The organism is Bradyrhizobium sp. WD16 (assembly GCF_024181725.1).
In the GTDB taxonomy this organism is placed as follows: domain Bacteria; phylum Pseudomonadota; class Alphaproteobacteria; order Rhizobiales; family Xanthobacteraceae; genus Bradyrhizobium_A.
The window spans coordinates 2614841-2640688 of record NZ_CP028908.1 but is presented as its reverse complement, the minus strand read 5'-3'; the positions used below and the strand labels follow the sequence as shown (position 1 = coordinate 2640688).

23 protein-coding genes and 1 riboswitch are annotated in these 25848 nt (G+C 70.6%); of the genes, 20 read left to right on the top strand and 3 right to left on the bottom strand.

All coding sequences use genetic code 11. The features are described from left to right. A complete protein-coding gene (locus DB459_RS12205) occupies positions 1–2007 on the bottom strand; it encodes a bifunctional diguanylate cyclase/phosphodiesterase (protein ID WP_253713123.1) in 2007 nt (668 codons plus the stop codon). A gap of 409 nt (positions 2008–2416) precedes the next feature. Continuing rightward, positions 2417–2623, top strand: a riboswitch (cobalamin riboswitch). 125 nt (positions 2624–2748) lie between these two features. Between DB459_RS12205 and DB459_RS12200 the strand changes: the two genes are divergently transcribed. Genes DB459_RS12200 through cobJ form a run of 7 tightly spaced genes read left to right on the top strand, consistent with a single transcriptional unit; the run spans position 2749 to position 10958 of the window. Beyond that, a complete protein-coding gene (locus tag DB459_RS12200) occupies positions 2749–3147 on the top strand; it encodes a DUF1636 domain-containing protein (RefSeq protein WP_253713122.1) in 399 nt (132 codons plus the stop codon). Next, positions 3144–4202, top strand: coding sequence for a cobalamin biosynthesis protein CobW (cobW, locus tag DB459_RS12195; RefSeq protein WP_253713121.1), 1059 nt, complete (start codon positions 3144–3146; stop codon positions 4200–4202). The genes DB459_RS12200 and cobW overlap by 4 nt, the downstream gene beginning before the upstream one ends. A 4-nt stretch (positions 4203–4206) precedes the next feature. Further along, complete coding sequence (cobN, locus tag DB459_RS12190; RefSeq protein WP_253713120.1) at positions 4207–7578, top strand: cobaltochelatase subunit CobN; 3372 nt, start codon at positions 4207–4209, stop codon at positions 7576–7578. Beyond that, positions 7575–8831, top strand: a complete 1257-nt coding sequence (gene cobG / locus DB459_RS12185; RefSeq protein ID WP_253713119.1) for a precorrin-3B synthase — start codon at positions 7575–7577, stop codon at positions 8829–8831. Before cobN ends, cobG begins: the two co-directional genes overlap by 4 nt. Then, positions 8828–9460, top strand: a complete 633-nt coding sequence (locus DB459_RS12180) for a precorrin-8X methylmutase (RefSeq protein WP_253713118.1) — start codon at positions 8828–8830, stop codon at positions 9458–9460. Before cobG ends, DB459_RS12180 begins: the two co-directional genes overlap by 4 nt. Beyond that, positions 9457–10200, top strand: a complete 744-nt coding sequence (locus DB459_RS12175) for a precorrin-2 C(20)-methyltransferase (RefSeq protein WP_253713117.1) — start codon at positions 9457–9459, stop codon at positions 10198–10200. The genes DB459_RS12180 and DB459_RS12175 overlap by 4 nt, the downstream gene beginning before the upstream one ends. Further along, positions 10197–10958 carry a precorrin-3B C(17)-methyltransferase gene (gene cobJ / locus DB459_RS12170; protein WP_253713116.1) on the top strand — a complete coding sequence of 254 codons (762 nt, stop codon included), beginning with the start codon at positions 10197–10199 and terminating at the stop codon, positions 10956–10958. The genes DB459_RS12175 and cobJ overlap by 4 nt, the downstream gene beginning before the upstream one ends. Here cobJ and DB459_RS12165 read toward each other — a convergent pair. After that, a complete protein-coding gene (locus DB459_RS12165) occupies positions 10925–11713 on the bottom strand; it encodes a cobalt-precorrin-6A reductase (RefSeq protein WP_253713115.1) in 789 nt (262 codons plus the stop codon). The two genes, cobJ and DB459_RS12165, sit on opposite strands and share 34 nt — an antisense overlap. Before the next feature lie 155 nt (positions 11714–11868). Here DB459_RS12165 and cbiE point away from each other — a divergent pair, with 155 nt between their 5' ends. Genes cbiE through cobM form a run of 3 tightly spaced genes read left to right on the top strand, consistent with a single transcriptional unit; the run spans position 11869 to position 14188 of the window. Then, entirely contained in the window at positions 11869–13056 is a 1188-nt protein-coding gene (gene cbiE, locus DB459_RS12160; RefSeq protein ID WP_253713114.1) for a precorrin-6y C5,15-methyltransferase (decarboxylating) subunit CbiE, read from the top strand. Next, positions 13053–13427: a cobalamin biosynthesis protein gene (locus tag DB459_RS12155; RefSeq protein ID WP_253713113.1), complete on the top strand. Its 375-nt coding sequence runs from the start codon at positions 13053–13055 to the stop codon at positions 13425–13427. Before cbiE ends, DB459_RS12155 begins: the two co-directional genes overlap by 4 nt. Next, positions 13424–14188, top strand: coding sequence for a precorrin-4 C(11)-methyltransferase (gene cobM, locus DB459_RS12150; RefSeq protein WP_253713112.1), 765 nt, complete (start codon positions 13424–13426; stop codon positions 14186–14188). The genes DB459_RS12155 and cobM overlap by 4 nt, the downstream gene beginning before the upstream one ends. Here cobM and DB459_RS12145 read toward each other — a convergent pair. Next, the gene (locus DB459_RS12145; RefSeq protein ID WP_253713111.1) at positions 14152–15327 is read right to left on the bottom strand and encodes a cobalt-precorrin-5B (C(1))-methyltransferase; all 1176 of its coding nucleotides are present in this window, start codon (positions 15325–15327) and stop codon (positions 14152–14154) included. The two genes, cobM and DB459_RS12145, sit on opposite strands and share 37 nt — an antisense overlap. 14 nt (positions 15328–15341) lie before the next feature. On the opposite strand from DB459_RS12145, the gene cobA reads away from it, so the two are divergent. The 10 genes from cobA to DB459_RS12095 all read left to right on the top strand — a co-directional run bounded on the left by cobA (position 15342) and on the right by DB459_RS12095 (position 25644). Beyond that, a complete protein-coding gene (gene cobA / locus DB459_RS12140; protein ID WP_253713110.1) occupies positions 15342–16142 on the top strand; it encodes a uroporphyrinogen-III C-methyltransferase in 801 nt (266 codons plus the stop codon). Continuing rightward, positions 16139–17479 carry a cobyrinate a,c-diamide synthase gene (locus DB459_RS12135; protein WP_253713109.1) on the top strand — a complete coding sequence of 447 codons (1341 nt, stop codon included), beginning with the start codon at positions 16139–16141 and terminating at the stop codon, positions 17477–17479. Before cobA ends, DB459_RS12135 begins: the two co-directional genes overlap by 4 nt. Then, positions 17472–18503, top strand: coding sequence for a HoxN/HupN/NixA family nickel/cobalt transporter (locus DB459_RS12130; RefSeq protein ID WP_253713108.1), 1032 nt, complete (start codon positions 17472–17474; stop codon positions 18501–18503). Before DB459_RS12135 ends, DB459_RS12130 begins: the two co-directional genes overlap by 8 nt. After that, on the top strand, positions 18504–19145 hold the full coding sequence (bluB, locus tag DB459_RS12125) for a 5,6-dimethylbenzimidazole synthase (RefSeq protein WP_253713107.1): 642 nt from the start codon (positions 18504–18506) through the stop codon (positions 19143–19145). It begins immediately after the preceding gene. Positions 19146–19148: 3 nt separating this feature from the next. Further along, entirely contained in the window at positions 19149–20207 is a 1059-nt protein-coding gene (gene cobD / locus DB459_RS12120) for a threonine-phosphate decarboxylase CobD (protein ID WP_253713106.1), read from the top strand. Further along, the gene (cobO, locus tag DB459_RS12115) at positions 20204–20806 is read left to right on the top strand and encodes a cob(I)yrinic acid a,c-diamide adenosyltransferase (protein ID WP_253713105.1); all 603 of its coding nucleotides are present in this window, start codon (positions 20204–20206) and stop codon (positions 20804–20806) included. Before cobD ends, cobO begins: the two co-directional genes overlap by 4 nt. Before the next feature lie 7 nt (positions 20807–20813). Next, on the top strand, positions 20814–21776 hold the full coding sequence (gene cbiB, locus DB459_RS12110; protein WP_253713104.1) for an adenosylcobinamide-phosphate synthase CbiB: 963 nt from the start codon (positions 20814–20816) through the stop codon (positions 21774–21776). Beyond that, the gene (locus tag DB459_RS12105) at positions 21764–23230 is read left to right on the top strand and encodes a cobyric acid synthase (protein ID WP_253713103.1); all 1467 of its coding nucleotides are present in this window, start codon (positions 21764–21766) and stop codon (positions 23228–23230) included. Before cbiB ends, DB459_RS12105 begins: the two co-directional genes overlap by 13 nt. A 196-nt stretch (positions 23231–23426) precedes the next feature. Further along, the gene (locus DB459_RS12100) at positions 23427–23810 is read left to right on the top strand and encodes a DUF302 domain-containing protein (protein ID WP_253713102.1); all 384 of its coding nucleotides are present in this window, start codon (positions 23427–23429) and stop codon (positions 23808–23810) included. Positions 23811–23940: 130 nt separating this feature from the next. Further along, positions 23941–25644, top strand: a complete 1704-nt coding sequence (locus DB459_RS12095; protein ID WP_253713101.1) for an FAD-dependent oxidoreductase — start codon at positions 23941–23943, stop codon at positions 25642–25644. Positions 25645–25848: the final 204 nt, after the last annotated feature.

Here is a 25848-nt window from a genome sequence, read left to right as displayed (position 1 = left end):
TTAAGCTACCAGCACAACATCTACCCCGCATCTTGGGAGGGGTTCAAGGCTTGCGGGTGCCGACGACCGGTTCTGCCCGGCGAGCAGCCCAAGGATCCGGTCGGCCGCGACCGGCCGACCGATCAGGTAGCCCTGGACCTCGTCGCAGTTGGCCTGGCGCAGCGACTCGAGCTGCTCGGCGGTTTCGACGCCTTCAGCCACCACGCTGATCCGCAGGTCCCGCGCCAATCCGATCACGGACTTGACGATCGCCGCGCAGTCCGGCTGAACCAGCATGTCGCGGATGAAGGACTGGTCGATCTTGATGCGGCTGAAGGGCAATCTTCGCAGATAGGTCAGCGACGAAAATCCCGTGCCGAAGTCGTCGAGGGCCACCGTGACGCCCAACTGCAGAAGCGCGTTCAGGATCGACGAGGCCGATCCGTATTTCGAGATCAGCATCGATTCGGTGATTTCGACTTCAAGCCGGTCAGGGCGCACGCCGGCGTCGGCGAGGGCATGCACGATCGACTGCAGAATGCCGGGATTGTGGAACTGGACTGCGGAGAAATTCACCGCGACCCGGATGTCGGCCGGCCAGGTCGAGAGCGCGGCGCAGGCGCGCCGGACGACCCACTCGCCGATCGGATGGATCAGTCCGGTCTCCTCGGCGATCGGGATGAACTCGCTTGGCGGCACCAGCCCGCGTTCGGGATGCCGCCAGCGCAGCAGCGCCTCGAAGCCGGTGACGCGGTCTTCGCGGAGGTCGAGAAACGGCTGATAGACGAGAAACAGCTCGTTTCTTTCGATCGCCCCTTCGAGATCGCGTTGCAGTGCCCTGCGATCCCGCGCCGACCTGTCGTCGGCGGCCTCGAAGAAGCAGACGGTTCCAGGGCCCGCCTTCTTGGCGCGATAGAGCGCGACGTCGGCTCGTTTGAACAGGTCGTGGGACGTATTGCCGTCGCGCGGCGCCAGCACGATTCCGATGCTGGTGGCGCCGATGATCTCACAGCCATCGATGAGGAACGGATCGGCGAAGGTCGCGACGAAACGCTCGGCGATTTCGAAGGCTTCCTCCGCCGCCGTCAGATTGGCCATGATCAGCGCGAATTCGTCGCCGCCGATGCGGGCGACGTGTTCGTTCTCCCGGGTGCATCGCTGCAGCCGCGCCGCGACCTGGACGAGATATTCGTCTCCCGCCGGGTGACCGAACCTGTCGTTCACCTCCTTGAAGCGATCGAGATCGAGCAGGAGGATGGCGAACTCCTCGCCCGAGCGCGCCTGCCGGCGCAACGCGCCTTCAAGGCTTTCGTTGAAGGCGAAGCGGTTCGGCAGATGCGTCAGGGCGTCCCGCCGGACGATCTTCTCGGCTTCGAGCTGGGAGATGAGGCGTTGGGTGAATTCGAACGCGTTGGCGAAGATGCCGCGCAGCAGCACGGATCCATAAACCACGACCAGGATGGCGACCAGCAGGTAGACGAAATCGCCGGCGCCGCCGATGCAGATCGCCGTCCCCAGAAAGATCGGCGTCGTGAACGCAATCGCTGCCACCGGGATCGTGGCAAAAGCGAGCGCGCCGCCCGCCAGCATTCCGGCACAAAGGCAGGTGATCACGATCTGGCCGCCGTTCGAGGCGTCGGCGAAGAACGCCGCCGGCACGACCGCCCAGGCGAGGCCGAGAATGAACGCATTGCGCACCAGCCGGTGCATGGTGCCGCGGGAGACGAACTGCGGCTTGGCGATCCGTCGCGACGAAAAGGCCTTCAGTCCGACGATGAGCGTGCCGCAACCGACGACAGCAGCCCAGACCAGGGCAGGGAATCGGTCCGGCGAGGGCCACAGGGCGATGGCCAGCACCGCCGCGTTGCAGGCGTTGGCCAGCATGATGCCGGGCGAATAGCGAAGCACCAGCGAGACCTGTTCGGCCCGAATATGGCCGGCGACCGTCTCGTCCGTCGGCGGTCCGCCGAAGGCCGCCAGATCGCCGGCGAACAGCCTCGATAAATAGGAGCTCAGATACCCCGGCATCCCCGATCCCGCAGCGCCGACCTGGCGGCTTCGGGAACAAAATCGCGACAAAGCTTTGATGAACTATAAATTCCGGGAGATTGCCAGCACTGGTTGTATCGCCTCGAGGCGTCCAAGTTCTGACATCGATAACAAAGGATGAACGCGCTAAGCGTTGTCACCACAAGGGCGCGGGATCGATCGCGAATCGATGATCGTCAAGCGCGCGGCCGGCGGCACGCACATCATCCAGATCATACGATGACCTGCCCGACCGTCCTGCGACATCAAAGCATCGCACGCTCCCGATTGCGCCGATGGCGTCGAGACGGGCTGCAGGCCTGCCGAGAAGCTGCGCGCTTCGATGGCATGCGCCACCTGGTCAATCCGCCCGGTGGGGCCGCCTGATTGACATCGACCGTCCCCGCAGATCATAGTGCCGGCCGATGGTCCGTCCGTGAGGATGGTTAAAGAGGGAACACCGTGAGGAGCCAATCGGCTCCAAGGCGGCGGCTGCCCCCGCAACTGTAAGCGGAAAGCGTTTTGTCTCATGGTCACTGGGAGTTCGCTCCTGGGAAGACGGACGAACGCGACTGATCCGCGAGCCAGGAGACCTGCCATCAAAGGAAGACTGCGGTACCGGGCGGGGCGCCCCGGTGGCGGCTGTGTATCTTACACCTCACCCTGATCCCCAGGGGCAGTCGGCGTCCCACTGATCCGGCCTCAGGCGTTTGACGCCAGGCCATTTGGGAAAGTCCGCCGATGGCCGAAGGCCAGACCGTCAGCCTGCATGTCTGCGTCACCTGCCGCGCCGGGGAAGCCGAGCGCGACGGCATGGCGCCGGCCGGGCGGCGACTCCATCAGCAATTCGCCCGCGCCTTGCGCGAGCGCGGCGACGGCGACTGGATCGAGCTGAAGGAAGTGACCTGCCTCGTCTCCTGCCAGCGCGGCTGCGCGGCCGCCGTCTCCACGCCCGGCAAATGGAGCTACCTGCTCGGTCACCTCGACGACAGCAAGCTCAATGACGTGCTGACCTACCTGCGCATCTACCGCGACTCGAAATCGGGTGCGGTGCTGCCCTCCCGGCGGCCGGCCTCGCTGCAGGACGCCATGCTCGGCCGCTTTCCCCCGCTCACGCCGCCACCGGACGGAGCCTCATGACCGACAAACTCCACGCCACGAAAACGCCGGTGACGATCATCACCGGCTTCCTCGGCGCCGGCAAGACCACGCTGCTGCGCCATATCATGGAGGGCGCCGCCGGACGGCGGCTCGCCGTGATCGTCAACGAATTCGGCAGCCGGGGCGTCGACGGCGAGACCATCAGGAGCTGCGGCCTCCAGGCCTGCGCCGAGACCGACATCGTCGAACTCGCCAATGGCTGCCTGTGCTGCACCGTGGCCGACGAGTTCGTCCCGGCCATCGAAGCGCTGATGGAGCGGCCGCAGCCGCCCGAGCACATCCTGATCGAAACCTCGGGCCTGGCGCTGCCCAAGCCGCTGCTCAAGGCGTTCAGCTGGCCATCGCTGCGGTCGCGGCTGACGGTCGACGGCGTCGTCGCGGTGATCGACGGCCCCGCCGTCGCCGCCGGGCGCTTCGCCGACGATCCGGCCGCCGTCGCCACCCAGCGCGCGGAGATCGAGACCCTCGACCACGACAATCCGCTGGCCGAGGTCTACGAGGACCAGCTCTTCGCCGCCGATCTCGTCATCCTGAACAAGACCGACCTGCTCGCGCCGGAACAGGTCGAGGCGCTCGCCCGCGAGATCGCCGCCAGGCTGCCGCGCGCCGTCAAGGTGGTCGCGGCGCGCGAGAGCAAGATCGACCTCGCCACGCTGTTCGGTCTCAACGCCGCGGCCGAAGCCGATCTCGCCGCCCGGCCGTCGCATCACGACGACGCGCCGGACCACGAGCACGACGATTTCGAGAGCTTCGTGGTGGCCATGCCGGAGATTGCAAGACCGGAGAGCCTCGTCGAGCGGCTCAAGAGCGTCGTCGAGCAGCACGACATCCTGCGCATCAAGGGCTTTGTCGCCGTCGCCGGCCGGCCGCTGCGCCTCGAGCTGCAAGGCGTCGGCGCCCGCTTCCGCCATCATTTCGATCGTCCCTGGAATGCCGGCGAGCCGCGCCACGGGCACCTCGTGGTCATCGGCCGCAACGGTCTCGACCGCGCCGGCATCGCGGCCGGGGTGATCGAGGCCGGAGCGTTGGGCTGACCTCATGCATCTGCTGGTCCGGGAGCAGCATACGCTGGACGAAGCCGAGGTCGCCGAAGATCTCGGCCAGAGCCCGGCCGACATGGTGCTGCTGTCGTTCTCGGACACCGATCTCGCGGCGGCGGCCGCCGCCTGGTCGCGGCTCGGCGCCGACCGCCCGTCGCTGCGGCTCGCCAACCTGTCGCGCCTGCGCCATCCGATGTCGGTGGACCTCTATGTCGAGCAGGTGATCGCCGCGGCCAAGGTCGTCGTGGTGCGCCTGATCGGCGGACTCGATTACTGGCGCTACGGCGCCGAGGAGCTCGCCGCGGCCTGCCGCGGCGCCGGCACCATCCTGGCGCTGCTGCCCGGCGACGGCCGTCCCGATCCGCGGCTCGCGGCACTCTCGACGGCACAGCCGCGGCTGCTGACCGAACTCGACGGCTATCTGCGCGAAGGCGGCCTCGACAACACCACCTCGGCATTGCGGCTCGCCGCCGCTGCCGCCGGCCTCGCCGAAGCGAACATCGGCCCGCTGGTGCCGATGCCTGCGTTCGGGATCCACGACATCCCCGGCATGCGGACGAGCGGCGCGCCGCTGGCCGTCGTGGTGTTCTATCGCTCGCATCTTCTGGCCGCCGACGTCGCGCCGATCGAAGCCCTGGCTGAAGCCTTGCAGCAGCGCGGGCTTGCGGTCCGCGCCCTCTATGTCGGCAGTCTGAAGGCGGGCGACGCCGCAGCCTTCGTGGCCGGCACCCTCGCCGCCTGGCATCCCGCCATCGTGCTCAACGCCACCGGATTTTCCGCCCGCCGCGACGATGATGATGGCGCCTCGCCGCTCGACACCGCGGGCGTGCCGGTGCTGCAGCTCATTCTCGCCGGCTCGACCGCGCAGGCCTGGGCCAATTCGTCGCGCGGCCTCGCCCCCGCGGACCTGTCGATGCAGGTCGTGCTGCCCGAACTCGACGGTCGGCTCTCGACCACCGCGATTTCGTTCAAGGCCGAGGCGGCGGCCGCACCCGAACTCGAATTCGTCGGCAGGGCGCACCGTCCGCATCCGGAGATGATCGCGCTCGCCGCCGACCGCGCCGCCGGCTGGGTGCGGCTCGGCGAGACACCGCCGGCCGAGCGGCGGCTCGGCGTCGTGCTGTCGGATTATCCGGGCGCGGGAGGCCAGCGCGGCCATGCCGTCGGCCTCGACACCTTCGCCAGCATCGACGCCATCGAGACCCTGCTGCGCGATGCCGGTTACGATTGCGGCGCGGCCGAAGCGCCGGCTTCATCGGTCCTGAAGGACGCCACAGCCGCGCCGTTCCTCGCGCTCGGCGACTACGAGGCGCTGTTCGCCGGCCTGCCGGCGGCGCTGCGCGACCAGGTCACGGCGCGCTGGGGCGCCGCGGCGGACGATTCCGCCGTCTGCGACGGCGCCTTCGCGCTGCCCTTCCTGCGCCGCGGCCATCTGCTGATCGCGATCCAGCCGCCGCGCGCCGACCCGCACGGGCACAAGACCTCCTATCACGACGCCGACCTGCCGCCGCGCCATCTCTACGTCGCGTTCTACCTGTGGCTGCGCGAGCGCGAGCGCCTTCACGCCCTCGTCCATCTCGGCGCCCATGGCACGCTCGAATGGCTGCCGGGCAAGGCCGCGGCGCTGTCGCCGGCGTGCTTCCCGGCCGCACTGACCGGCGGCATGCCGGTGATCTACCCGTTCGTCGTCAACAACCCGGGCGAAGCCGCCGCCGCCAAGCGACGGCTCGGCGCGGTGATGCTGAGCCATCTGACGCCGGCGCTGAAATCCGCCGGGCTGCAGGGGCCGGCCGCCGAGATCGAACGGCTGATCGACGAATACGCCGCCGCCGACGGCCTCGACCGGCGCCGCACCGCCTTGCTGCGCCGGGAGATCCTGCAGCGCGCCGGGGCGAGCGGCCTGCTCGCGGAGAGCGGCTCCGCCAACGATGCCGTCGAGGATGAGGCGCTGGCGCGGCTCGACGCCTATCTTTGCGACGTCAAGGATCTGCAGATCCGCGACGGGCTCCATGTCTTCGGCCGTGAGCCCGGCGAAGAGCGGCGCAGCGCCCTGCTGCAGGCGCTGCACCAGTCCAATCCAGGGGTCGCGCGCGAGCGGCTGGAGGCCAGGCTCGACGCCAGCGCGGGCGCCGAGCGCGAGGCGCTGCTCGCCGCGCTCGACGGCCGCTTCGTCGCGCCCGGGCCCGCCGGCGCACCGACCCGCGGTCGCGCCGACGCCCTGCCGACCGGCCGCAACCTCTACGCCATCGATCCCCGCGCGGTGCCGACGAGGTCCGCGATGGCGCTCGCCGAAAAGGCGGCGAGGGAGCTGCTGCGCCGCCATCTGCAGGACCACGGCGACTGGCCGCGCACGCTGGTGCTGGATCTGTGGGGCAGCACCACGCTGCGCACCGGCGGCGAGGATCTGGCGCTGGCCCTGATCCTGATGGGGGCGCGGCCGGTCTGGGACACCGGCTCGGCGCGGGTCAGCGGCATCGAGATCCTCACCCTCGCCGAACTCGACCGGCCGCGGGTCGACGTCACGTTGCGTATCTCGGGCCTGTTCCGCGACGCCTTCGAGGCCCAGATCATGCTGTTCGACAGCGCCGTCCGCGCCATCGCCGAACGCGACGAAGGCGCCGACTGGAACGGCGTTGCCGCCGCGGCACGCGGCCTTGCGGGCGAGCCCCTGCGCGCCGCCACCACCCGCGTCTACGGGGCGGCGCCGGGCGCCTACGGCGCCGGCGTCAGCGCGCTGGTGGAGAGCGGGAGCTTCGCCATCGGTGACGAGCTCGGCGCCTCGTATCTGTCGGCCTCCGGCTTCGCCTATGGCGCCGGCCTCGAAGGCACCGCCGATCGCGACGGCTTCGCGCGGCGGGTGAAGGGTGCCGAAGCCTTCGTGCACAGCCAGGATTATGCCGAGATCGACCTGCTCGACGGCGGCGATTTCGCCGCCCACGAAGGCGGCTTCGCCGCCGCGGCGAAGAGCCTGTCGGCGAGCCCGGCGCTCTACCACGCCGATACCTCGCGCCCCGACGCGCCGAAGATCCGCCCGCTCAAGGACGAGATCGCCCGCATCGTTCGCGGCCGCGCCGCCAACCCGGCCTGGCTCGCCGGCATGATGCGCCACGACTATCGCGGCGCCGCCGAAATCGCCAAGGCGGTCGAGGCGCTCTATGCCTTCGCCGCCACCCTGCCGGAACGGCTCGATGGCCAGTTCGAGCTGATGTTCGACGCCACGCTGGGCGATCCCGCGATCGATGGCTTTCTCCGCGACGCCAACCCGGCGGCGCGCAGCGCCATGGTTCGCCGCTTTCGTGAAGCCCTTGCGCGCGACCTGTGGCGGCCCCGGCGCAACAGCGCCGTCGCCCGACTGAGCGAGGAGCCATGACCGACCAGAGCGCATTGCCGATGCCGGTGCCGCCGACCACCAAGGGCTGGTGCCCGACGGCCTACACGCCGATGCCGACCGGCGACGGCCTGCTCGGCCGGGTCAAGCCGCCGCTCGGCGAAGTCAGCGCCGCGGCCGCCCGCAGCATCGCCGCCGCGGCGACGCGCTACGGTTCGGGTCGGCTGGAATTGACCAATCGCGGCGGCATCCAGATCCGCGGCATCGCGCCGGAGGGCACCGCCGGGTTCGCCGCGGCGATCGTCGATGCCGGCCTCGCCAGCGCCGATGCCGGCGGCGAGCGGCGGCGCAACGTCCTGCTGACGCCGTTTGCGCAAGCGCGCGAGATCGCGGTGGCCGCGGCGATCGAGCGCTGGCTCGAAGAGACCGGCGAACTTGCGGCGCTGCCGCCGAAATTCGGCTTCGCCGTCGACAGCGCACGCTCGCCGTCGCCGCCGCTCGGCGCCGATATCCGCTGCGTGGCGCAGGACGACGGCTGGCGCATCGAACTGGACGGCGGCTCGGCCGCGACCCTGACGACGACGCCGGCCGCCGCCCTTGCCCGGCTGACGGCGGCCGTCCTGGCGCTGGCGCAGCGCGCCGCGGCGCCGCCGCAACGGATGCGCAACCTCGTCGCGCGCGTCGGCGCGCAGGCGATCCTGGCGCAAGCCGGACTGGCCGCGACGCCGGAACCCGCTCAACCGCGCCCCGCGGCCTGCCCGCTGGTCGGCTGGTCCGGCGAGGCGACCGAAAGCTTCGGCCTCGGCGCACCATTCGGCAGCATTGACGCCTCCACGCTGCTCGCCGCCGCGGCTCTCGCCGAGCGTCATGGCGCCGGCGTCCTGCGCACCACGCCCTGGCGCGCGCTGCAGATCCCCAAGGTTGCGGCAGGCGAAGCGCCGCGCCTCGCGGCGGCCGCGGCGCAGGCAGGTTTCATCGTCGCGCCCGACGATCCGCGCCTATCCATCGTCGCCTGCCCCGGCCGGCCGGCCTGCGCGAGCGCCTACGCGCCGACCCGCACCGACGCCGAAGATCTCGCGCGCCTGCGGCCCGCCTGGCTCGCGGCCGGCGTTCACGTCTCCGGCTGCTCCAAGGGATGCGCCCATCCGGCCGCGGCGGCGACCACCCTGAGCGCCGGACCGCAGGGCTACGACCTGATCCGCCATGGTCGCGCCGCCGACACCCCGATCCTGCGCGGGCTCAGTCTCGCCGAGGCCATCCATTACCTGACCGACAACCTCCCGGCCCATTCATGACCGCTTCCTTCGACTATATCCGCGACGGCGCCGCCATCTACCGGCAGTCGTTCGCCACCATCCGCGCCGAGGCCGATCTGACGCGTTTTGCGCCGCTCGAGGAGCGCGTCGCCGTGCGCGTCATTCATGCCTGCGGCATGGTGGAGGTCGCGGCCGACCTGAGATTCTCCGACGACTTCGCGCCGAAGGCCCACGCCGCGCTCAAGGGCGGCGCGCCGATCCTGTGCGACTCCGAGATGGTCGCCCATGGCATCACCCGCGCGCGCCTGCCGGCGGACAACGCCGTCATCTGCACCCTGCGTGCATCACAAACGCCGTCGATCGCACAACGTCTCGGCCTCACCCGCTCCGCCGCGGCGCTGGAGCTGTGGCGCGAGCACCTCGCCGGATCGCTGGTGGCGATCGGCAATGCGCCCACGGCGCTGTTCCGCCTGCTGGAGCTGATCGAGGCCGGCGCCACGCCGCCCGCCGCGGTGATCGGCATGCCGGTCGGCTTCGTCGGCGCCGCCGAATCCAAGACCGCCCTGGCGCTGTCGAAAGCCGTTCCCTTCCTGATCGTCGACGGCCGCAAGGGCGGCAGCGCCATGGCTTCGGCGGCGGTCAATGCCCTGGCGAGCGACAACGAATGACCGGCGCAGTCCGCCATCGCGGCGCGTTGCGGGTGGTCGGTGTCGGCCCGGGCGACCCCGAGCTCCTGACGCTGAAGGCGGCGCGGATTCTCGGCTCGGCCGATGTCGTCGCCTTCTTCGCCAAGGCGGGGCGGCCGGGCCATGCCCGCACCATCGTCGAAGGCGCGCTCAATCCCGCCGCCGAACAGCTTCGCCTCGTCTATCCCTTCACCACCGAGGTGGCGCTGGACGATCCGAGATATCTCGCCGAGATGGCGCAATTCTACGAGAGCGCGGCGAGCACGCTGGCCGACCGGCTCGACCGCGGGCTCGAAGTGGCCCTGCTGAGCGAAGGCGATCCGTTCTTCTACGGCTCGTCGATGTATCTGTTCGATCGCCTGGCGCGCGACTACGCCCACGAGGTGATCCCCGGGGTCACCGGGATGAGCGGCTGCTGGGCGCAGGCGCGCATCCCGATCTGCCACGGCGACGACGTGTTCTGCGTGCTGCCGGGAACGCTCGATGAAGACACCATGATCGAGCGCCTGAAAGCCGTCGACGCCGCGGTGATCATGAAGGTCGGGCGCAATCTCGAGAAGATCCGGCGCGCGCTACGCGCGGCCGGCCTGCTGAACCGCGCGATGTTCGTCGAGCGGGGCACCATGGGCGACGAACGGATCGTGCCGCTGGCGCGGCTGGAGGAGGACAAGGCCTCCTACTTCTCGCTGGTGCTGGTCCCCGGACGGCAGAGGCCGCGATGACAGGCAGGATCTTCATCATCGGTCTCGGACCGGGCGACGAGGCGCTGCTGACGCCGCGTGCCGCGGAAGCGCTTGGGGCGGCGAGCGACGTCTTCGGCTATCTTCCTTACGTCGCGCGCGTGCCCGAGCGCGAAGGCCTGCGCCGGCATGCCTCCGACAATCGCCAGGAGATCGAGCGGGCCCGGCAGGCGCTGGCACTGGCCGCCGCAGGCCGGACCGTCGCCGTGGTGTCGTCGGGCGATCCCGGCGTCTTCGCCATGGCAAGCGCGGTATTCGAGGCGATCGAACACGGCGAACCGGCCTGGCGCGAGCTGGAGGTCGAGGTCGTGCCCGGGATCTCGGCAATGTTCGCCGCCGCCGCGCGGCTCGGCGCGCCGCTCGGTCATGACTTCTGCGCGCTGTCGCTGTCCGACAATCTGAAACCCTGGGACGTCGTCCTGCAGCGCCTGACGGCAAGCGCCAAAGCCGGCTTCGTCATCGCGCTCTACAATCCGATTTCGCGGGCGCGCCCCTGGCAGCTCGGCGCCGCCTTCGATGCCCTGCGCGAGATCCTGCCGCCGACCACCCCGGTCGCCTTTGCGCGGGCGGTGAGCCGGCCGGACGAGCGGATCCTGGTCACGGAGCTGAAATCCGCGGAGGCGGAGACTGCGGACATGAGCACGCTCGTCCTGATCGGATCAGTGCAGACGCGGCGGCTGGAAAAGCCATCGGGCGAAGCCTGGCTCTACACGCCGCGGCGCCTGGAGGCCTCGTCATGACGCGCCACCAGCCATGCCAGCGCGCCCGCCGCATCCGTTGCGACGTCGACGTCAGCGCCGTCGAGGTCCGGCGCCGGCGGCCGCTGCACCATCACCACGTCGACGCCGAGTTCGCACGCCGCGGCGAGCTTGGCCGCGGTCGCGGCACCGCCGGAATTCTTGGTCACCAGCGCCTCGATGCGGCCCGCGAGCAACAGCGCGCGTTCATCCGCTGCCGTAAACGGCCCGCGGGCGCTGATCAGTTCGGCATGGGGCGGCAAGCTCTCGGCCGAGGGCCGCTCGATGCTGCGGATGACATAGCTGTGCTGCGGCGCCGCGCGGAACGGCGCCAGATCCTTCTGACCGATGGTGAGCAGCACGCGCCGCGGCTTGTCGCCGAGCGCTCGCGCCGCCGCGGCCATGTCGGCCACCTCGATCCAGCGATCGCCCGCCGCCGGCACCCAGGCCGGCCGTTCCAGCATCAGCAGCGGCCGGCCGCCGCGGCGAGCGGCTTCGACCGCATGGCGGCGCATCTGCCCGGCGAACGGATGCGTGGCGCAGACCAGCGCATCACATTGGTGCTCGGACATCCACTGCACGAGGCCCTCAACGCCGCCGAAGCCGCCGATGCGATACGGGATCGGCGGCAGGCTCGGCGCGCGGGTACGGCCGGCGAACGACAGCACCGGCGCGAAACGCGCATCGCCGGCAAGGCGGCGGCCGAGCTCGGCCGCCTCGCCGGCACCGCCGAGAATGAGAACACGCAAAGACAGCATCGGCTTTCCGGAGATCTCTCATGACTGATGCGGGCCATACGCCGCACGAGGCGCCGCATAAGGCCCCAAGGCTTGAAAACCCAGGGATCGAAAACCCAGGGATCGAAAACCCAGGGATCGAACCCCCAGCGCTCGCCCCCCCATGGCTCGCCATTGTGGGGATCGGCGAAGACGGTGTCGAGGGCCTCGGCGAAACCGCGCGCACGCTGCTGCGCCACGCCGAGCTCGTCATCGGCGGCGCGCGCCATCTTTCGCTCGCCGCCGCCCTGATCGCTGGCGAAAGCAAGCCCTGGCCGACACCTTTGTCCGACGCCGTCCCCGAGATCCTCGCACGGCGCGGGCGGCCGGTCGCGGTGCTCACCTCGGGCGATCCGTTCTGCTATGGCGCGGGCTCGCTGCTGGCGCGCCACATCGCGCCGGGCGAGTGGATATGCCTGCCGGCGCCATCCGCCACGGCGCTGGCGCGGGCGCGGCTCGGCTGGAGCGCGCAGGACACCGCGCTGCTGTCCCTGTGCGGGCGTCCGATCGAGCCGCTCGCGCCGCTGCTGCAGCCGGGACGGCGGATTCTGGTGCTCAGCGCCGATGGCACGACGCCGGCGACGCTCGCCGCCTATCTCGACAGCCGCGGCTTCGGCCCGTCACGACTGACCGTGCTCGAAGCCCTGGGCGGCCCGAATGAGCGCGTCCGCGCGGCCATCGCCGCCGACTTCGTCCTGACCGAGATCCAGCCGCTCAATCTCGTCGGCATCGAAGTGCTCGCCGGTCCCGATGCCGAGATCATACCGCTCAGCTGCGGCTTGCCCGACACGCTGTTCGAGAACGACGGCCAGCTCACCAAGCGCGAGATCCGCGCCATGACGCTGTCGGCGCTGGCGCCGCGTGCCGGCGAGCGGTTGTGGGATGTCGGCGGCGGTTCGGGCTCGATCTCGATCGAATGGATGCTGCGTCATCCGGACAATCGCGCCATCATGCTCGAACCCCATGCCGGCCGCGCCGCGAGCGCCGCGCGCAATGCCTGCGCGCTCGGGGTTCCCGGACTCGCGATCCTCGGCCGCAGGGCGCCGGAAGGTCTGCGCGGACTGCCGGCACCCGACGCCATCTTCCTCGGCGGCGGCGCCGGCGATCCCGAAATGATCCCGACGGCCTGGGCCGCGCTGCGCCCGGGTGGACGCCTCGTCGCCAATGCCGTGACCATCGACACCGAGATCGTGCTGGCGCGCGCCCAGGCCGAACTCGGCGGCACGCTCACACGCCTGTCCGTCGAGCGCCTCGAGCCGATCGGATCGCTGCAGGGCTTCAAGCCGGCGCGCACCGTCACCCAATGGGCCGTGGTGAAACCATGATCGTCGCCGGACTGGGCTTCAATTCACGGTGCGAGGGGCGGGAGCTCGCCGCGCTCGTGCGCCGCGCCGAGGCGCTGACCGCGCTGCGCGCGGAGCGCCTCGCGGCGCCGATCTGGAAGCTGCGGAGCACGGCCTTGCAGGACGCATCGCAGATCCTCGCGCTGCCGATCACCGCCGTCTCGGAAGACGAGCTCGAGACCGCAGGCCCGGGCTGCGTCACCACCTCGCGCGCCTCGCAGGCCCGCGCCGGCGTCGGCTCGGTCGCCGAGGCCGCGGCGCTTGCCGGCGCCGGCCGCGCGGCCCGTCTCGCCCTGCCGCGCATCGCCTCGGCCCATGCCACCTGCGCGCTTTCCCAAGGAGACCCGTCATGACCGTGCATTTCATCGGCGCCGGCCCGGGAGCCGCGGACCTGATCACGGTGCGCGGGCGCGACCTGCTCGGGCGCTGTCCGGTCTGCCTCTATGCCGGGTCGATCGTGCCGCCCGAACTGCTCGGCTATTGTCCGCAGGGCGCGCGTATCGTCGATACCGCGCCGCTGACGCTCGACGAGATCGAGGCCGAAATTCTCCGCGCCCATCGCGCCGGCGAGGATGTCGTCCGGCTTCATTCCGGCGATCTGTCGATCTGGAGCGCGCTGGCCGAGCAGCTGCGGCGGCTCGACCAGCTCGGCATTCCCTACACGCTCACCCCGGGCGTGCCGGCCTTCGCCGCCGCCGCCGCGGCGCTCCGCCGCGAACTGACGGTGCCGGAGGTCGCCCAGAGCGTGGTGCTGACCCGCGTCTCCGGCCGCGCCTCGAAGATGCCGCAGAGCGAATCCCTCGAGGCCTTCGCCGCCACCGGCGCGACACTCGCCATTCATCTCGCGATCCACGTCCTCGAGCAGGTGGTGGCGCGGCTCGTGCCGTTCTATGGCGGCGATTGCCCCGCTGCGGTCGTGGTCCGCGCCAGCTGGCCCGACGAGCGCATCGTCAGGGCGAGCCTCGGCGAGCTCGCCGCCGCCATGGCAGCCGAACCGGCGGAACGCACCGCGCTGATCCTGGTCGGACCGGCGCTGGGCAGCGCCGATTTCCGCGACAGCGCGCTTTACACCAAGGGCTATGCGCGGCGATTTCGCCCGGAGGCGGCGACGTGATCGGGACCGCGATCATCGCCGGAAAATCCCGCTCGCGCGACCAGCGCGCCTTCGCGGTCGAAGATCAGCACCTCGACATCGACGGGCGCGCCGTGCAGCGCGTCCAGCGCGACGGCACGGGCGCGCGCCGCGGCGCGTTCACCCAGCGCGACGCCTTCGGCCCTGGCGGCCGCGAAGGCCTCGGCAACAGTATTGGCCCTGGCGATGCGCTGGCCGAGCTCGGCGCTGCCGCCGGCCTCGCCGGCAAGCTGCGCCAGCGCGCCGAGATCGGCGGAGCCGCGCTTGGAGTGGAGGTCGAGCCGGCCCTGCGCCAGCTTGGTGATCTTGGCGACGCCGCCGGCGATGCTGACCTTTCGCACCGGGCGGACGCGCAGATATTTCAGCATGCCGCCGACGAAATCGCCCATGTCGATCAGCGCAATCTCCGGCAGATCATAAAGCGCCCGCACTGCGGCTTCCGAGGTTCGCCCGGTGGCCCCGGCAACGTGGCCGAGGCCCGCCGCGCGCGCCACTTCGATGCCGCTGCGAATGCTGTGGATCCAGGCCGCGCAGGAATACGGCACGACGATGCCGGTGGTGCCGAGAATCGACAGTCCGCCGACGATGCCGAGGCGCGGATTGAGCGTCTGCTGCGCCAGTCGTTCACCGCCGGGAATCGCGATCTCGACCTCGACGTCGGCGCTGACACCGGCCGTGGTCGCGACCTCCTGCAGCGCCGCGGTGATCATCCGGCGCGGCACCGGATTGATGGCGGGTTCGCCCGGCGGCACCGGCAGGCCGGGCCGGGTCACGGTCCCGACGCCTTCGCCGGCGCGGAACGTGATGCCGGAGCCCGCCGCGGCGCGGCGCACGGTAGCGCGGACCAGCGCGCCGTGGGTGACGTCGGGATCGTCGCCGGCATCCTTGACCACGCCGGCGCGCGCGGCACTGCCCATGACGGCGGTTTCCGCCAGCGCGAAGGCGACGCGTTGCCCCGCGGGCAACGCGATCTCGACGGGATCGGGAAATACGCCGGTCAAAAGACCGGCATAGGCGGCCTTGGCCGCGGCGGTCGCGCAGGCGCCCGTCGTCCAACCTCTGCGCAGTGGCTGCTCGCTGGCCATGGCCGCGTTGATAGCGCAGCCCGCGCGGGCTGTCATGGCGAGCCGATGCGATGAATAAAAGCTTGAAGGCGATCCTCGAAGCCGGGCCACGCCTCGCCCCGGGAGAAGTCTGGCTGGTCGGCGCCGGCCCGGGCGATCCATCGCTCCTGACCCTGCAGGCGGTGCGGGCCCTGGCGCAGGCGGAGGTCGTCGTCCATGACGCCCTCGTCGACCCGCGCGTGCTCGATCTCGCCCCCGCCGGCGCCGAGCGCATTTTCGCCGGCAAACGCGGCGGCCGGCCCTCGCCGGCGCAGCGCGACATCACCGAGAAGCTGATCGCGCTGGCGAAGGCCGGCCGGCGGGTGATCCGGCTGAAAGGCGGCGATCCTTTCGTCTTCGGCCGCGGCGGCGAGGAAGCCCTGGCGCTGGCGGCCGCCGGCGTCCCGTTCCGGGTGTTCGCCGGCGTCACGGCCGGCCTGACCGCGCTGCTGTCGGCGCAGATCCCGGCCACCCTGCGCGGCATCAACCATGCCGTCGTGCTGGCGACCGGCCATCCGGCGCCCGACCGGCCGGAGCCCGACTGGGCGGCCATGGCGCGGCTCGGCCAGCCGATCGTGCTGTACATGGCGGTGCGACGCCTGCCGCACATTGCCGCCGCGCTGATGGCGGGCGGGCTCGCGCCGGAGACGCCGGCGGCGGTGATCGCCGCCGCAACGACCCCCGACCAGCAGATCCTGATCTCGACATTGGCGACGATCGCCGACGATGCCGCCGCGGCGGCGCTGACCACGCCCGCGATCGTCGCCATCGGCGATGTCGTGGCGGCGCGCGAGGCGCTCGCGCCCGGCGCCTGCGCGGAGCACGACGCATGACCGCACGCGGCCTGATCATCGGCGCACCGCGATCCGGCTCGGGCAAGACGACGCTGACGCTCGCCATGCTCGCCGCCTTCCGGCGGCGCGGCGTCGCCATCCGCGCGGCGAAGTCCGGACCCGACTACATCGATCCCGCCTTCCACGCCGCCGCCACCGGCGCGCCGAGCCTCAATCTCGACAGCTGGGCGATGGCGCCGGCGCAGCTTGCGCAGCTGGCCGGTGCGGCCGCGCGCGACGCCGAACTGCTGATCATCGAATCGAGCATGGGCCTGTTCGACGGCGCCGAGGCCGCGCCCGGACGGCAGGGCGCCGGCGCCGATCTCGCCGCCGGTCTCGGCCTGCCGGTGCTGCTCACCCTCGACGTCTCCGGCCAATCGCAGACCGCGGCCGCCGTCGCCCGCGGCTTTGTCGGCCACGCTCCCGGCGTCGAGATCGCCGGCGTGCTGCTCAACCGCCTCGCAAGCGAGCGCCACAAGACCGGCGCCGCCTCCGCCATCACGCAGATCGGCCTGCCGGTGCTCGGCAGCGTGCCGCGCGACGAGCGCCTCGCCTTGCCCGAGCGTCATCTCGGTCTCGTCCAGGCGAGCGAGCATCACGCGCTGCAGGACATGCTCGAGCGCCTCGCCGATGTCGCCGAGGCGCATATCGATCTCGATGCCGTGGCCGCCCTGGCGCGGCCGCTCGCCGCGCCGCAGCCCACCGGCCCGGCACCAGTGCTGGCACCGCCCGGCCAGCGCATCGCGCTCGCTCGCGACGCGGCCTTCAGCTTCATCTACCCGCATCATCTGCAGGACTGGCGCCGCGCCGGTTGCGAGATCGACGTCTTCGCGCCGCTGGCCGACGAGCCGCCGCCGGAGAGCTGCGATGTCTGCTGGCTGCCGGGCGGCTATCCCGAGCTTCATGCCGGCGCCATCGCCGCCGCGACGCGCTTTGGCGAGGGGCTGCGGCGCTTCGCAACGACGCGGCCGGTGCACGGCGAATGCGGCGGCTACATGGTGCTCGGCGAGCGGCTGGAGGATGCGCAGGGCGTTTCGCATGCCATGACCGGACTGCTCGGTCACTCGACATCCTTTGCCAAGCGCAAGCTCAATCTCGGCTACCGCCACGCGGTCCTGCTGGCGGATTCGCCGATCGGCGCGCGCGGCACGACGGTGCGCGGCCACGAATTCCATTATGCCCGGATCATCGAGGCAGGCCGCGACGCGCCGCTGGTCGCCTTGAGGGACGCCCAGGGGCGCGATCTCGGCACCGCCGGGGGACGGCGCGGCCACGTCACCGGCGCCTTCTTCCACGCCATCGCCACGCAACCCGACGGGGAGAGCCAGCATGCCTGAGGCCGTTGCACGGCTATCGTTCCGGCGCCGGGTGCATGCGCTCTATGCCGTGCTGATCCCGGCCAATCTGGTCGCCTGGGCCTGGGCGATCGCCTTGTTCCACGGCCAGCCGCTGCTGCTCGGCGCCGCCGCCCTCGCCTATGGTTTCGGCTTGAAGCACGCCATCGATCCCGACCACATCGCCGCCATCGACAACGTCACCCGCAAGCTGATGCAGGAAGGCCAGCGCCCGATCGGCGTCGGCCTGTTCTTCGCGCTCGGCCATTCGAGCATCGTCTTCATCGCCTCGCTGCTGGTGGCCGCCACCGCCGGCGCGCTGCAGGAGGTGGAAGGCCTCAAGACCGTCGGCGGGGTGGTCTCGACCCTCGTTTCCGCCGGTTTCCTCTTCGCCATCGGCGCGACCAATCTCGCCATCCTGCCCGGGCTGTGGCGCGCGCTCCGCCGGCTGCGTGCCGGCGAGGAGCAGCCGACGATCGAGGCGCTGCCGATCCCCACGGGTGGTCTGGCGCGGATCCTGCGGCCGCTGTTCGGGCTGATCCGAAGCAGCTGGCACATGATGCCGCTCGGCCTGTTGTTCGGCCTGGGCTTCGAGACCGCGACCGAAATCAGCGTCATGGGCCTCTCGGCCAGCCATGCCTCGAGCGGCGCCTCGCTGGCGATCGCGCTGGTGTTTCCGGTGCTGTTCGCGGCCGGCATGACCCTGGTCGATGCCAGCGACGGCGTCCTGATGGTCGGGGTCTATCAATGGGCCTTCGTCGATCCCCGCCGCAAGCTCTACTACAACTGCATCATCACGCTGGTGTCGGCGCTGATCGCCATTCTGATCGGCGGCGTTGAGACCGCCGGCCTCCTCGTCTCCCAGCTCGGCGCCGGCGGCGCCCTCGCCGCGGTCGCCGAACTCGCCGAACAGTCCAATTCGCTCGGCGCCGTGATCATCGCCGTCTTCATCGCCTGCTGGCTGGCGTCGATGGGATTGTGGCGCGCACGGCGCCCGGCCAGACCCACGCTGACCACGGAGGGTTAGATGATGAAGGCACCGCAGTTCGACGACAAATTCCGCGAACGCCTGCACGAGCTGTTCGTCTGGCGACGGGACGTCCGCCGCTTCCGTTCCGACCCGCTGCCGCCCGGCCTCATCGACCGGCTGATCGGCGAGGCCTGCCTCGCGCCTTCGGTCGGGCTGTGCCAGCCGTGGCGCTTCGTCCTCGTCGAGGATGCGGCGCGGCGCGACGCCATTATCGCCAATTTCTGTCACTGCAACCGCGACGCCCTCGACAGCTACGAAGGCGAGCGCCGCAGTCTCTATGCCAGGCTCAAGCTCGAGGGCCTGCGCGAGGCGCCCTGCCATGTCGCCGTGTTCGCCGATGAGGCGACCGCCGATGGCCACGGCCTTGGCCGGCGCACGATGCCGGAGATGCTGCGCTATTCCGCCGTTGCCGCCGTGTGTCTGCTGTGGCTCGCCGCCCGCGCCGAGGGCATCGGCATGGGCTGGGTGTCGATCATCGAACCGCTCGCAGCCAAGGCGACCCTGGAGGTGCCGGACGACTGGACCCTGATCGGCTATTTCTGCCTCGGTTACCCCGATGACGCCTGCGATACGCCCGAGCTCGAGCGCGCCGGCTGGCAGGACCGCCACCGCAGCGAAGCCGCAGTGATGAGGCGCTGATAGATGACCCGCTCCAACGGCGCCCGCCTGCAACGCCCCCCCGATGCGGCCTGGCGCGACGACAGCGACTCTCGTCACGTCGTCGCCGCCGCGCCCGATCTGTCGATCTTCCGTCGCCATGGCGGCCGCGTCGCCGCGGCCGCAGCGCTGTTTCCCGATGCGCCGCGGCCATGGCTCGATCTGTCGACCGGCATCAATCCGCATTCCTATCCGGCGCCGCGCATCGGACGCGCGGAGCTGGCGCGCCTGCCGGACCCCGAGGACGTCGCCGCGCTGGAACGGGCTGCCGCGGCGGCCTTCGGCGCCGATCCGGCAAAGGTCGCCGCGACCCCCGGCACCGAGGCGGCGCTGCGGCAGTTGCCGCGCCTGCTCGGCGCCAGATCCGTTCGCCTGCGCGAACCGAGCTATGGCGGGCACCGCGACGCCTGGACCACGATCGGCGCGCGCATCGTGACCGGCGACACCGCCGCCGAGGCCCAGGTCGTCGTCAATCCCAACAATCCCGACGGCCGCCTCATCGCGCCGCAGGACCTGATGACCGCCGCGCAGCACGGCTGGATGATCGTCGATGAAGCCTTTATCGACGCGACGCCGCAGGCCAGCATCGCGGCGCAGGCGGGCGGGCGGCTGATCGTGTTGCGTTCGTTCGGCAAGTTCTACGGCCTGCCGGCGCTGCGCCTCGGATTCGTCGTCGCCGCGCCCGATCTCGCCATGCGGGTGCGCGACGCGTTCGGCGAATGGCCGCTCACCACGCCGACGCTCAAGGCCGGCCTCGCCGCCTATGCCGACCAGGCGTGGACCGGACGGATGCGGCGTCGCCTCGCCTCGAATGCGCGGCGGCTCGACAAGCTGCTCGCCGCGGCCGGCCTCGAGATCATCGGCGGCACCGATCTCTTCCGCCTCGCCCGCGCCGGGAACGCCGATGCGGTGTTTCTGCGGCTCGCCCGCGCCGGCATCCTCTGCCGGCCGTTCGACGATCCGCATCTCGTCAGGTTCGGCCTGCCCGGCACCGCCGGCGACTGGGCGCGCCTGGAAGATGCCCTGCCTGGAGATCCCCGATGACCGATAGCGATGCCCAGCACGCGGCGGCGAAGAAGGCGCAGAAGGCCGAACGCGATGCCATGATGACGCAGAAGCGCGACGGCGCCGGCCTTCTGATCGTCAATACCGGCAGCGGCAAGGGCAAGACCACCGCCGCGTTCGGCATGGTGGCGCGGGCGCTGGGCTGGGGCCAGCGCGTCGGCGTCGTGCAGTTCATCAAGGGCAAATGGATCACCGGCGAGCGGCGCTTCTTCACGCGCTTTCCCGACCAGGTGGTCTACAAGGTGATGGGCGAAGGCTTCACCTGGGACACCCAGGACCGCACCCGCGACATCGCCGCCGCCGAGGCGGCTTGGGCGGCATCGCTGGAGATGATCGCCGACCAAAGCCTCGCCCTGGTCGTTCTCGACGAACTGAACATCGCGCTGCGCTACGCTTATCTCGATCTCGACAAGGTGCTCGACGGCCTCAAGGCACGGCCCGCCGACAAGCATGTCTGCGTCACCGGACGCGATGCGCCTCCCGAGCTGATCGCGATCGCCGATTGCGTCACCGAGATGGGCCTCGTCAAGCATCCCTTCGAGCAGGGCTTCAAGGCCCAGCGCGGCATCGACTTCTAGACTCGCCATGATGGACCTGCTGCCGCAGCTCTGGACCCCGCCCGGCCTCACGCTGGCGGCGCTCGCCGTCGAGGCCGCGATCGGCTATCCGGCGGCGCTGCATGCGCGCCTGCCGCATCCGGTGACTTGGCTGGGGATCGCCATCGATCGTCTCGAGCGCCTGCTCAACCGGCCGGCATGGCCCGACCCGATGCGTCGTCTTCTCGGCGCGCTGACCGTGGTCGTCGTCGCCGGTGCCGCGGCGCTCGCCGGCTTGGCGCTTCAGAGCGCATTGCCGCACAATCCGCTCGGCCTGATCCTCTTCACCGCGATCGCCTCTGTCGGGCTCGCCCAGCGCAGCCTGTTCGACCACGTCGACGATGTCGCAAATGCCCTGCAGGCCGACGATCTGGCCGCGGCACGAAATGCGGTCGGCCGGATTGTCGGCCGTGACACGGCACCGATGCAGGGCGGGGACGTCGCGCGCGCGGCGCTGGAGAGCCTCGCCGAGAGCTTCAACGACGGCATCGTCGCGCCGGCCTTCTGGCTGTTGCTGGGCGGCCTGCCGGGCCTCTTCATCTACAAGGCCGTCAACACCGCCGACAGCCTGATCGGCCATCTCGAGCCGCGCTGGCGCGCCTTCGGCTGGGCCGCCGCGCGCACCGACGATCTGATGAACATCGTGCCGGCGCGCCTCGCCGGGCTCCTGATCGTCGCGGTCGGCCGGCGCGGCTTCGGCACGATGCTGCGCGACGCGCCGGCCCATGCCTCGCCCAATGCCGGCTGGCCGGAAGCGGCCATGGCCGGCGCGCTGGCCTGTCAGCTCGGCGGCCCGGCCGCCTATGACGGCGTCACCTGCGAGCGCCCGCGTTTCGGCTCCGGCCACGCGCCCGGCACCGCCGACTTGCGTCGCGGGTTGCGGCTTTACCTTGCGGCCTGCGGCCTGATGTGGGCGGCGCTGCTGGCGGGAGGGCTGGCATGGCCGCGCTGATGCTGCAGGGCTGCGGTTCCGATGTCGGCAAGTCGGTGCTGGTCGCCGGGCTTTGCCGACTGTTCGCCAATCGCGGCCTCACCGTGCGGCCCTTCAAGCCGCAGAACATGTCGAACAACGCCGCCGTCACCGCCGAGGGCGGCGAGATCGGCCGCGCCCAGGCGCTGCAGGCACTGGCCTGCCGCACGCCGCCGACCGTCGACATGAATCCGGTCCTGCTCAAGCCCCAGAGCGAGCGCGGCGCCCAGCTGGTGGTGCGCGGCCGCGTCATCGGTTCGCGCGACGCCCGCGAACATCAGGCGCGCAAGGCCGAGCTGCTCGACATCGTGCTCGAGAGCTTTCGCACCCTTCGAGCCCAGGCCGATCTCGTGCTGGTGGAAGGCGCCGGCAGCCCGGCCGAACTCAACCTGCGCCCCGGCGATATCGCCAATATGGGCTTCGCCCGCGCGGCGAATGTCCCGGTGGTGCTGACCGGCGACATCGATCGCGGCCACGTCATCGCCGCGGTGGTCGGCGCCAGGACCGTGCTCGAGGCCGACGACGCGGCAATGGTGAAGGGCTTCATCATCAACAAGTTCCGCGGCGATCCCACGCTGTTCGACGCCGGCCGCAGGATCATTGCCGAGCGAACCGGCTGGCGCGATTTCGGCCTGGTGCCCTGGCTGGCCGCCGCCGCGCGCCTGCCGGCGGAGGACGCCGTCGCGCTGCAGAAGAGTGCGGCGCGGCGCCCGGACGCCCGCATCAGGATCGCCGTGCCGAGATTGCCGCGCATCGCCAATTTCGACGATTTCGATCCCCTGCGACAGGAGCCGGAGGTCGAGCTGCGCTTCATTCCACCGGGCACGCCCTTGCCGCTCGACGCCGACCTCATCGCCCTGCCCGGCTCGAAGGCGACCCTCGCCGATCTTGCTTTCCTGCGCGCCCAGGGCTGGGACATCGACCTGATGGCCCATATGCGGCGCGGCGGCTACGTGCTCGGCATCTGCGGCGGCTATCAGATGCTCGGCCGGCGCATCGCCGACCCGACCGGCATCGAAGGACCTCCCGGTGAAGCGGCGGGGCTCGGCCTTCTCGACGTCGAGACCGTTCTGGAGGACGACAAGGTGCTGCGCCCGGTGCGTGGACAAGGACCGGGCGGCGAGGATTTCCGCGGCTACGAGATGCATCTCGGCCAAACCACCGGGGAGGGCCTGGCGCGGCCGTTTCTCACGGTCGATGGCGAAGGCCCGCATGGCGCCGTCTCGGCCAGCGGCCGTGTCATGGGCTGCTATGTCCACGGCCTGTTCGAAACCGGCGACCTGCGCGCCGCGATGCTGCGCAGGCTCGGCGCGCCGTCGACCGGTACAGACCATGGCCGGGTGGTCGATGATGCGCTCGACGAGATCGCCGATGTGCTCGAGCGATCGCTCGACGTCGCCGCGCTGGCGCGAACCGCCGGACTGACCGCAACGTGACCAGAAATGGAACGCTATCTCGCAGACCGGCCTTGAATGGCGGACGCATCGTCCGAACCATGTGACGGCGAACGCCCCACTGCGGACACGTTTGTCCGCTGGCATTGGGCGCTCCAGGCGGCTCCCGGACAGTTGGAGAGGCAGCCGCCGGCCTGACGTCAACTGACCGCACAGACGAAACTCAGGGGAGCCGCCGATGTCCTATTACGTTTCGAAATTCCTGGATGTGCCGCTCGATCAGGCGGTGGAGAAAACGGTCGCGGCCCTCAAGTCCCACGGCTTCGGCGTCCTCACCAGAATCGACGTTCAAGCGGTCCTGAAGGAAAAGATCGGCGCCGATTTCCACCCCTATATCATCCTCGGCGCCTGCAATCCGAAGATGGCGTTCCGGGCGCTTCAGGCCGAGGACAAGATCGGCACCATGCTCCCCTGCAACGTGATCGTGCAGCAGGTCGAAGGCCGCACCGAGGTGGCAGCGGTGGATCCGGTTGCCTCGATGCAGGCGATCGACAATCCGACGCTCGCCGCCCTCGCCGCCGAAGTGCGCGAGCAGTTGAGCGCGGCCATCGCCGCCCTCTGAGCGGGTCGGCTGATCCAGGCCCAACTGATCTGGGTCAAGGCGCGCCGCGCTTCTACCCCTATGTTCCAGGGCGCCGAACGGGCGAGAGCGCATCGCCCGGAACCATGTCAGCACCGGCAGGAGCATTCGGGTGAAGGTCATCATTGTGGGCGGCGTCGCCGGCGGCGCATCCTGCGCCGCGCGCCTGCGCAGGCTCGACGAAAAGGCCGAGATCGTCATCTTCGAGCGCGGCCCGTATGTGTCCTATGCGAATTGCGGGTTGCCCTATCACGTCGCGGGGGTGATCGAGAAGGAGGCCAGCCTTCTGGTCGCGACCGAGCAGAGCTTCCTCGACAATTTCGCCATCGACGTGCGGACGAATTGCGAGGTCATCGCGGTGTCCGCGAAGGACAAGACCGTCCAGGTCCGCGATCTGACGACCGGCGCGACGACGGCGGAGACTTACGACCGGCTGGTGCTGGCGCCGGGCGCCTCATCGTTGCGTCCGCCCATTGCCGGCATCGACCTGCCCGGCATCTTCCAGGTCAGGACAGTGCCCGACGCCCGCGCCATCCGCGAATGGATCGCCCAAGGCAGGAACGTCCTCGCCGAAACCGCCGAGGATACCGGACTGCGCTTCGTCAAGCCGACGCGCCGCGCGGTGGTCATCGGCGGCGGCTTCATCGGCCTGGAGATGGTCGAGAATCTCCTGCATCTGGATTTCGAGGTCACGCTGATCGAAATGCTCGATCAGGTACTGGCACCGCTCGATCGCGAGCTCGCCCGCCTCGTCGAGGGGCATCTGAAGCGCCACGGCGCCCGGCTGGTTCTCGGTGACGGCGTCGCCTCGTTCAGCGCTCGCGAGGGCGGCGGACTCGAAGTTCGCACCAAGTCCGGCAAGGATTACGAGGCCGATCTGGTCATTCTCGCGCTCGGGGTGCGTCCCGACGTCCAGCTGGCCCGCTCGGCGAGGCTCGAGATCGGGGCGCGGGGCGGCATTCGCGTCGACGACCAGATGCGGACGAGCGATCCGAACATCTTCGCCGTCGGCGACGCCGTCGAGGTCAGGGATTGCGTCACCGGGCAGTGGAGCCTCGTCGCATTGGCGGGACCCGCCAACCGCCAGGGACGGATCGCGGCCGACGCCATCGCCGGGCGCAAGTCCCGCTATCGCGGCACGCAGGGCACCGCGATCATCGGCCTGTTCGGCGGCGCCGCAGCGTGGACCGGCGCCAGCGAGAAGACGCTGCAGCGCCAGGGCTACGGCGACGTCGAGAAGGTCTACATCTTCCCGCATTCGCATGCCGGCTATTATCCGGACGCCAAAACGATGGTGCTCAAGGTCCTGTTCCGGAAATCCGACGGGCGGCTGCTCGGCGCCCAGGCGATCGGCGAGGACGGCCCGGCGGTCGACAAGCGGATCAGCGCCCTCGCCGTCGCCCTGCAGATGGAAGCCACGGTTTACGACCTGGAAGAGGCCGAGCTGTGCTACGCGCCGCAGTTCGGCAGCGCCAAGGATCCGGTCAACTTCGCCGGCATGGTGGCCGCCGATGTCCTGCGCGGCGACATGCCCATCTTTCATTGGCAGGAGACGCTGGATGCCTTCCTGCTCGACGTGCGGCGGCCCGACGAAGTCGCCGCGGGGGCGGTCGGCGGTTCAATCAATATTCCGCTCGCCGAGCTCCGCACGCGGCTGAGCGAGCTGCCGCGCAATCGGGAGATCCTTGTCATCTGCCGCTCCGGCCAGCGCGCCTATTACGCCGGCCGGATCCTGGCGAGGCACGGCTTCAGGGCGCGGGTCCTTTCCGGCGGCATGCTGGCACGCGCGATGCTGCTCGGATCCCGGGCGCCGTGACGATGCGACTGGAGCGATCGATCGAACTCGCATGGCGCCACTTCCGCTCCGATCGAATCGGAGCGGAAGTGGCGCCGCCTTGGCGTGACGCCCGCGATCAGCTCGTCGGGGCGACCAGCCCGCAGCCTGGGTGAAGGCTGCACCATCCTCGCCCGCAGGCCATCATGTGTCTTCCGCGACACAGCCCCCCGACAGCCGGCTAAA

Bases quoted from the DNA above. Each gene is read 5' to 3' on its own strand.
- DB459_RS12100 (WP_253713102.1), top strand. From the start codon at position 23,427: ATGTCCTATTACGTTTCGAAATTCCTGGATGTGCCGCTCGATCAGGCG.
- DB459_RS12105 (WP_253713103.1), top strand. From the start codon at position 21,764: ATGGCCGCGCTGATGCTGCAGGGCTGCGGTTCCGATGTCGGCAAGTCG.
- DB459_RS12175 (WP_253713117.1), top strand. From the start codon at position 9,457: ATGACCGGCGCAGTCCGCCATCGCGGCGCGTTGCGGGTGGTCGGTGTC.
- DB459_RS12130 (WP_253713108.1), top strand. From the start codon at position 17,472: ATGCCTGAGGCCGTTGCACGGCTATCGTTCCGGCGCCGGGTGCATGCG.
- cobW (WP_253713121.1), top strand. From the start codon at position 3,144: ATGACCGACAAACTCCACGCCACGAAAACGCCGGTGACGATCATCACC.
- cobJ (WP_253713116.1), top strand. From the start codon at position 10,197: ATGACAGGCAGGATCTTCATCATCGGTCTCGGACCGGGCGACGAGGCG.
- cobD (WP_253713106.1), top strand. From the start codon at position 19,149: ATGACCCGCTCCAACGGCGCCCGCCTGCAACGCCCCCCCGATGCGGCC.
- cobM (WP_253713112.1), top strand. From the start codon at position 13,424: ATGACCGTGCATTTCATCGGCGCCGGCCCGGGAGCCGCGGACCTGATC.
- bluB (WP_253713107.1), top strand. From the start codon at position 18,504: ATGATGAAGGCACCGCAGTTCGACGACAAATTCCGCGAACGCCTGCAC.
- DB459_RS12205 (WP_253713123.1), bottom strand. From the start codon at position 2,007: ATGCCGGGGTATCTGAGCTCCTATTTATCGAGGCTGTTCGCCGGCGAT.
- DB459_RS12200 (WP_253713122.1), top strand. From the start codon at position 2,749: ATGGCCGAAGGCCAGACCGTCAGCCTGCATGTCTGCGTCACCTGCCGC.
- DB459_RS12135 (WP_253713109.1), top strand. From the start codon at position 16,139: ATGACCGCACGCGGCCTGATCATCGGCGCACCGCGATCCGGCTCGGGC.
- DB459_RS12155 (WP_253713113.1), top strand. From the start codon at position 13,053: ATGATCGTCGCCGGACTGGGCTTCAATTCACGGTGCGAGGGGCGGGAG.
- DB459_RS12180 (WP_253713118.1), top strand. From the start codon at position 8,828: ATGACCGCTTCCTTCGACTATATCCGCGACGGCGCCGCCATCTACCGG.
- cobG (WP_253713119.1), top strand. From the start codon at position 7,575: ATGACCGACCAGAGCGCATTGCCGATGCCGGTGCCGCCGACCACCAAG.
- cobO (WP_253713105.1), top strand. From the start codon at position 20,204: ATGACCGATAGCGATGCCCAGCACGCGGCGGCGAAGAAGGCGCAGAAG.
- cobN (WP_253713120.1), top strand. From the start codon at position 4,207: ATGCATCTGCTGGTCCGGGAGCAGCATACGCTGGACGAAGCCGAGGTC.
- DB459_RS12165 (WP_253713115.1), bottom strand. From the start codon at position 11,713: ATGCTGTCTTTGCGTGTTCTCATTCTCGGCGGTGCCGGCGAGGCGGCC.
- cobA (WP_253713110.1), top strand. From the start codon at position 15,342: ATGAATAAAAGCTTGAAGGCGATCCTCGAAGCCGGGCCACGCCTCGCC.
- DB459_RS12145 (WP_253713111.1), bottom strand. From the start codon at position 15,327: ATGACAGCCCGCGCGGGCTGCGCTATCAACGCGGCCATGGCCAGCGAG.
- cbiB (WP_253713104.1), top strand. From the start codon at position 20,814: ATGATGGACCTGCTGCCGCAGCTCTGGACCCCGCCCGGCCTCACGCTG.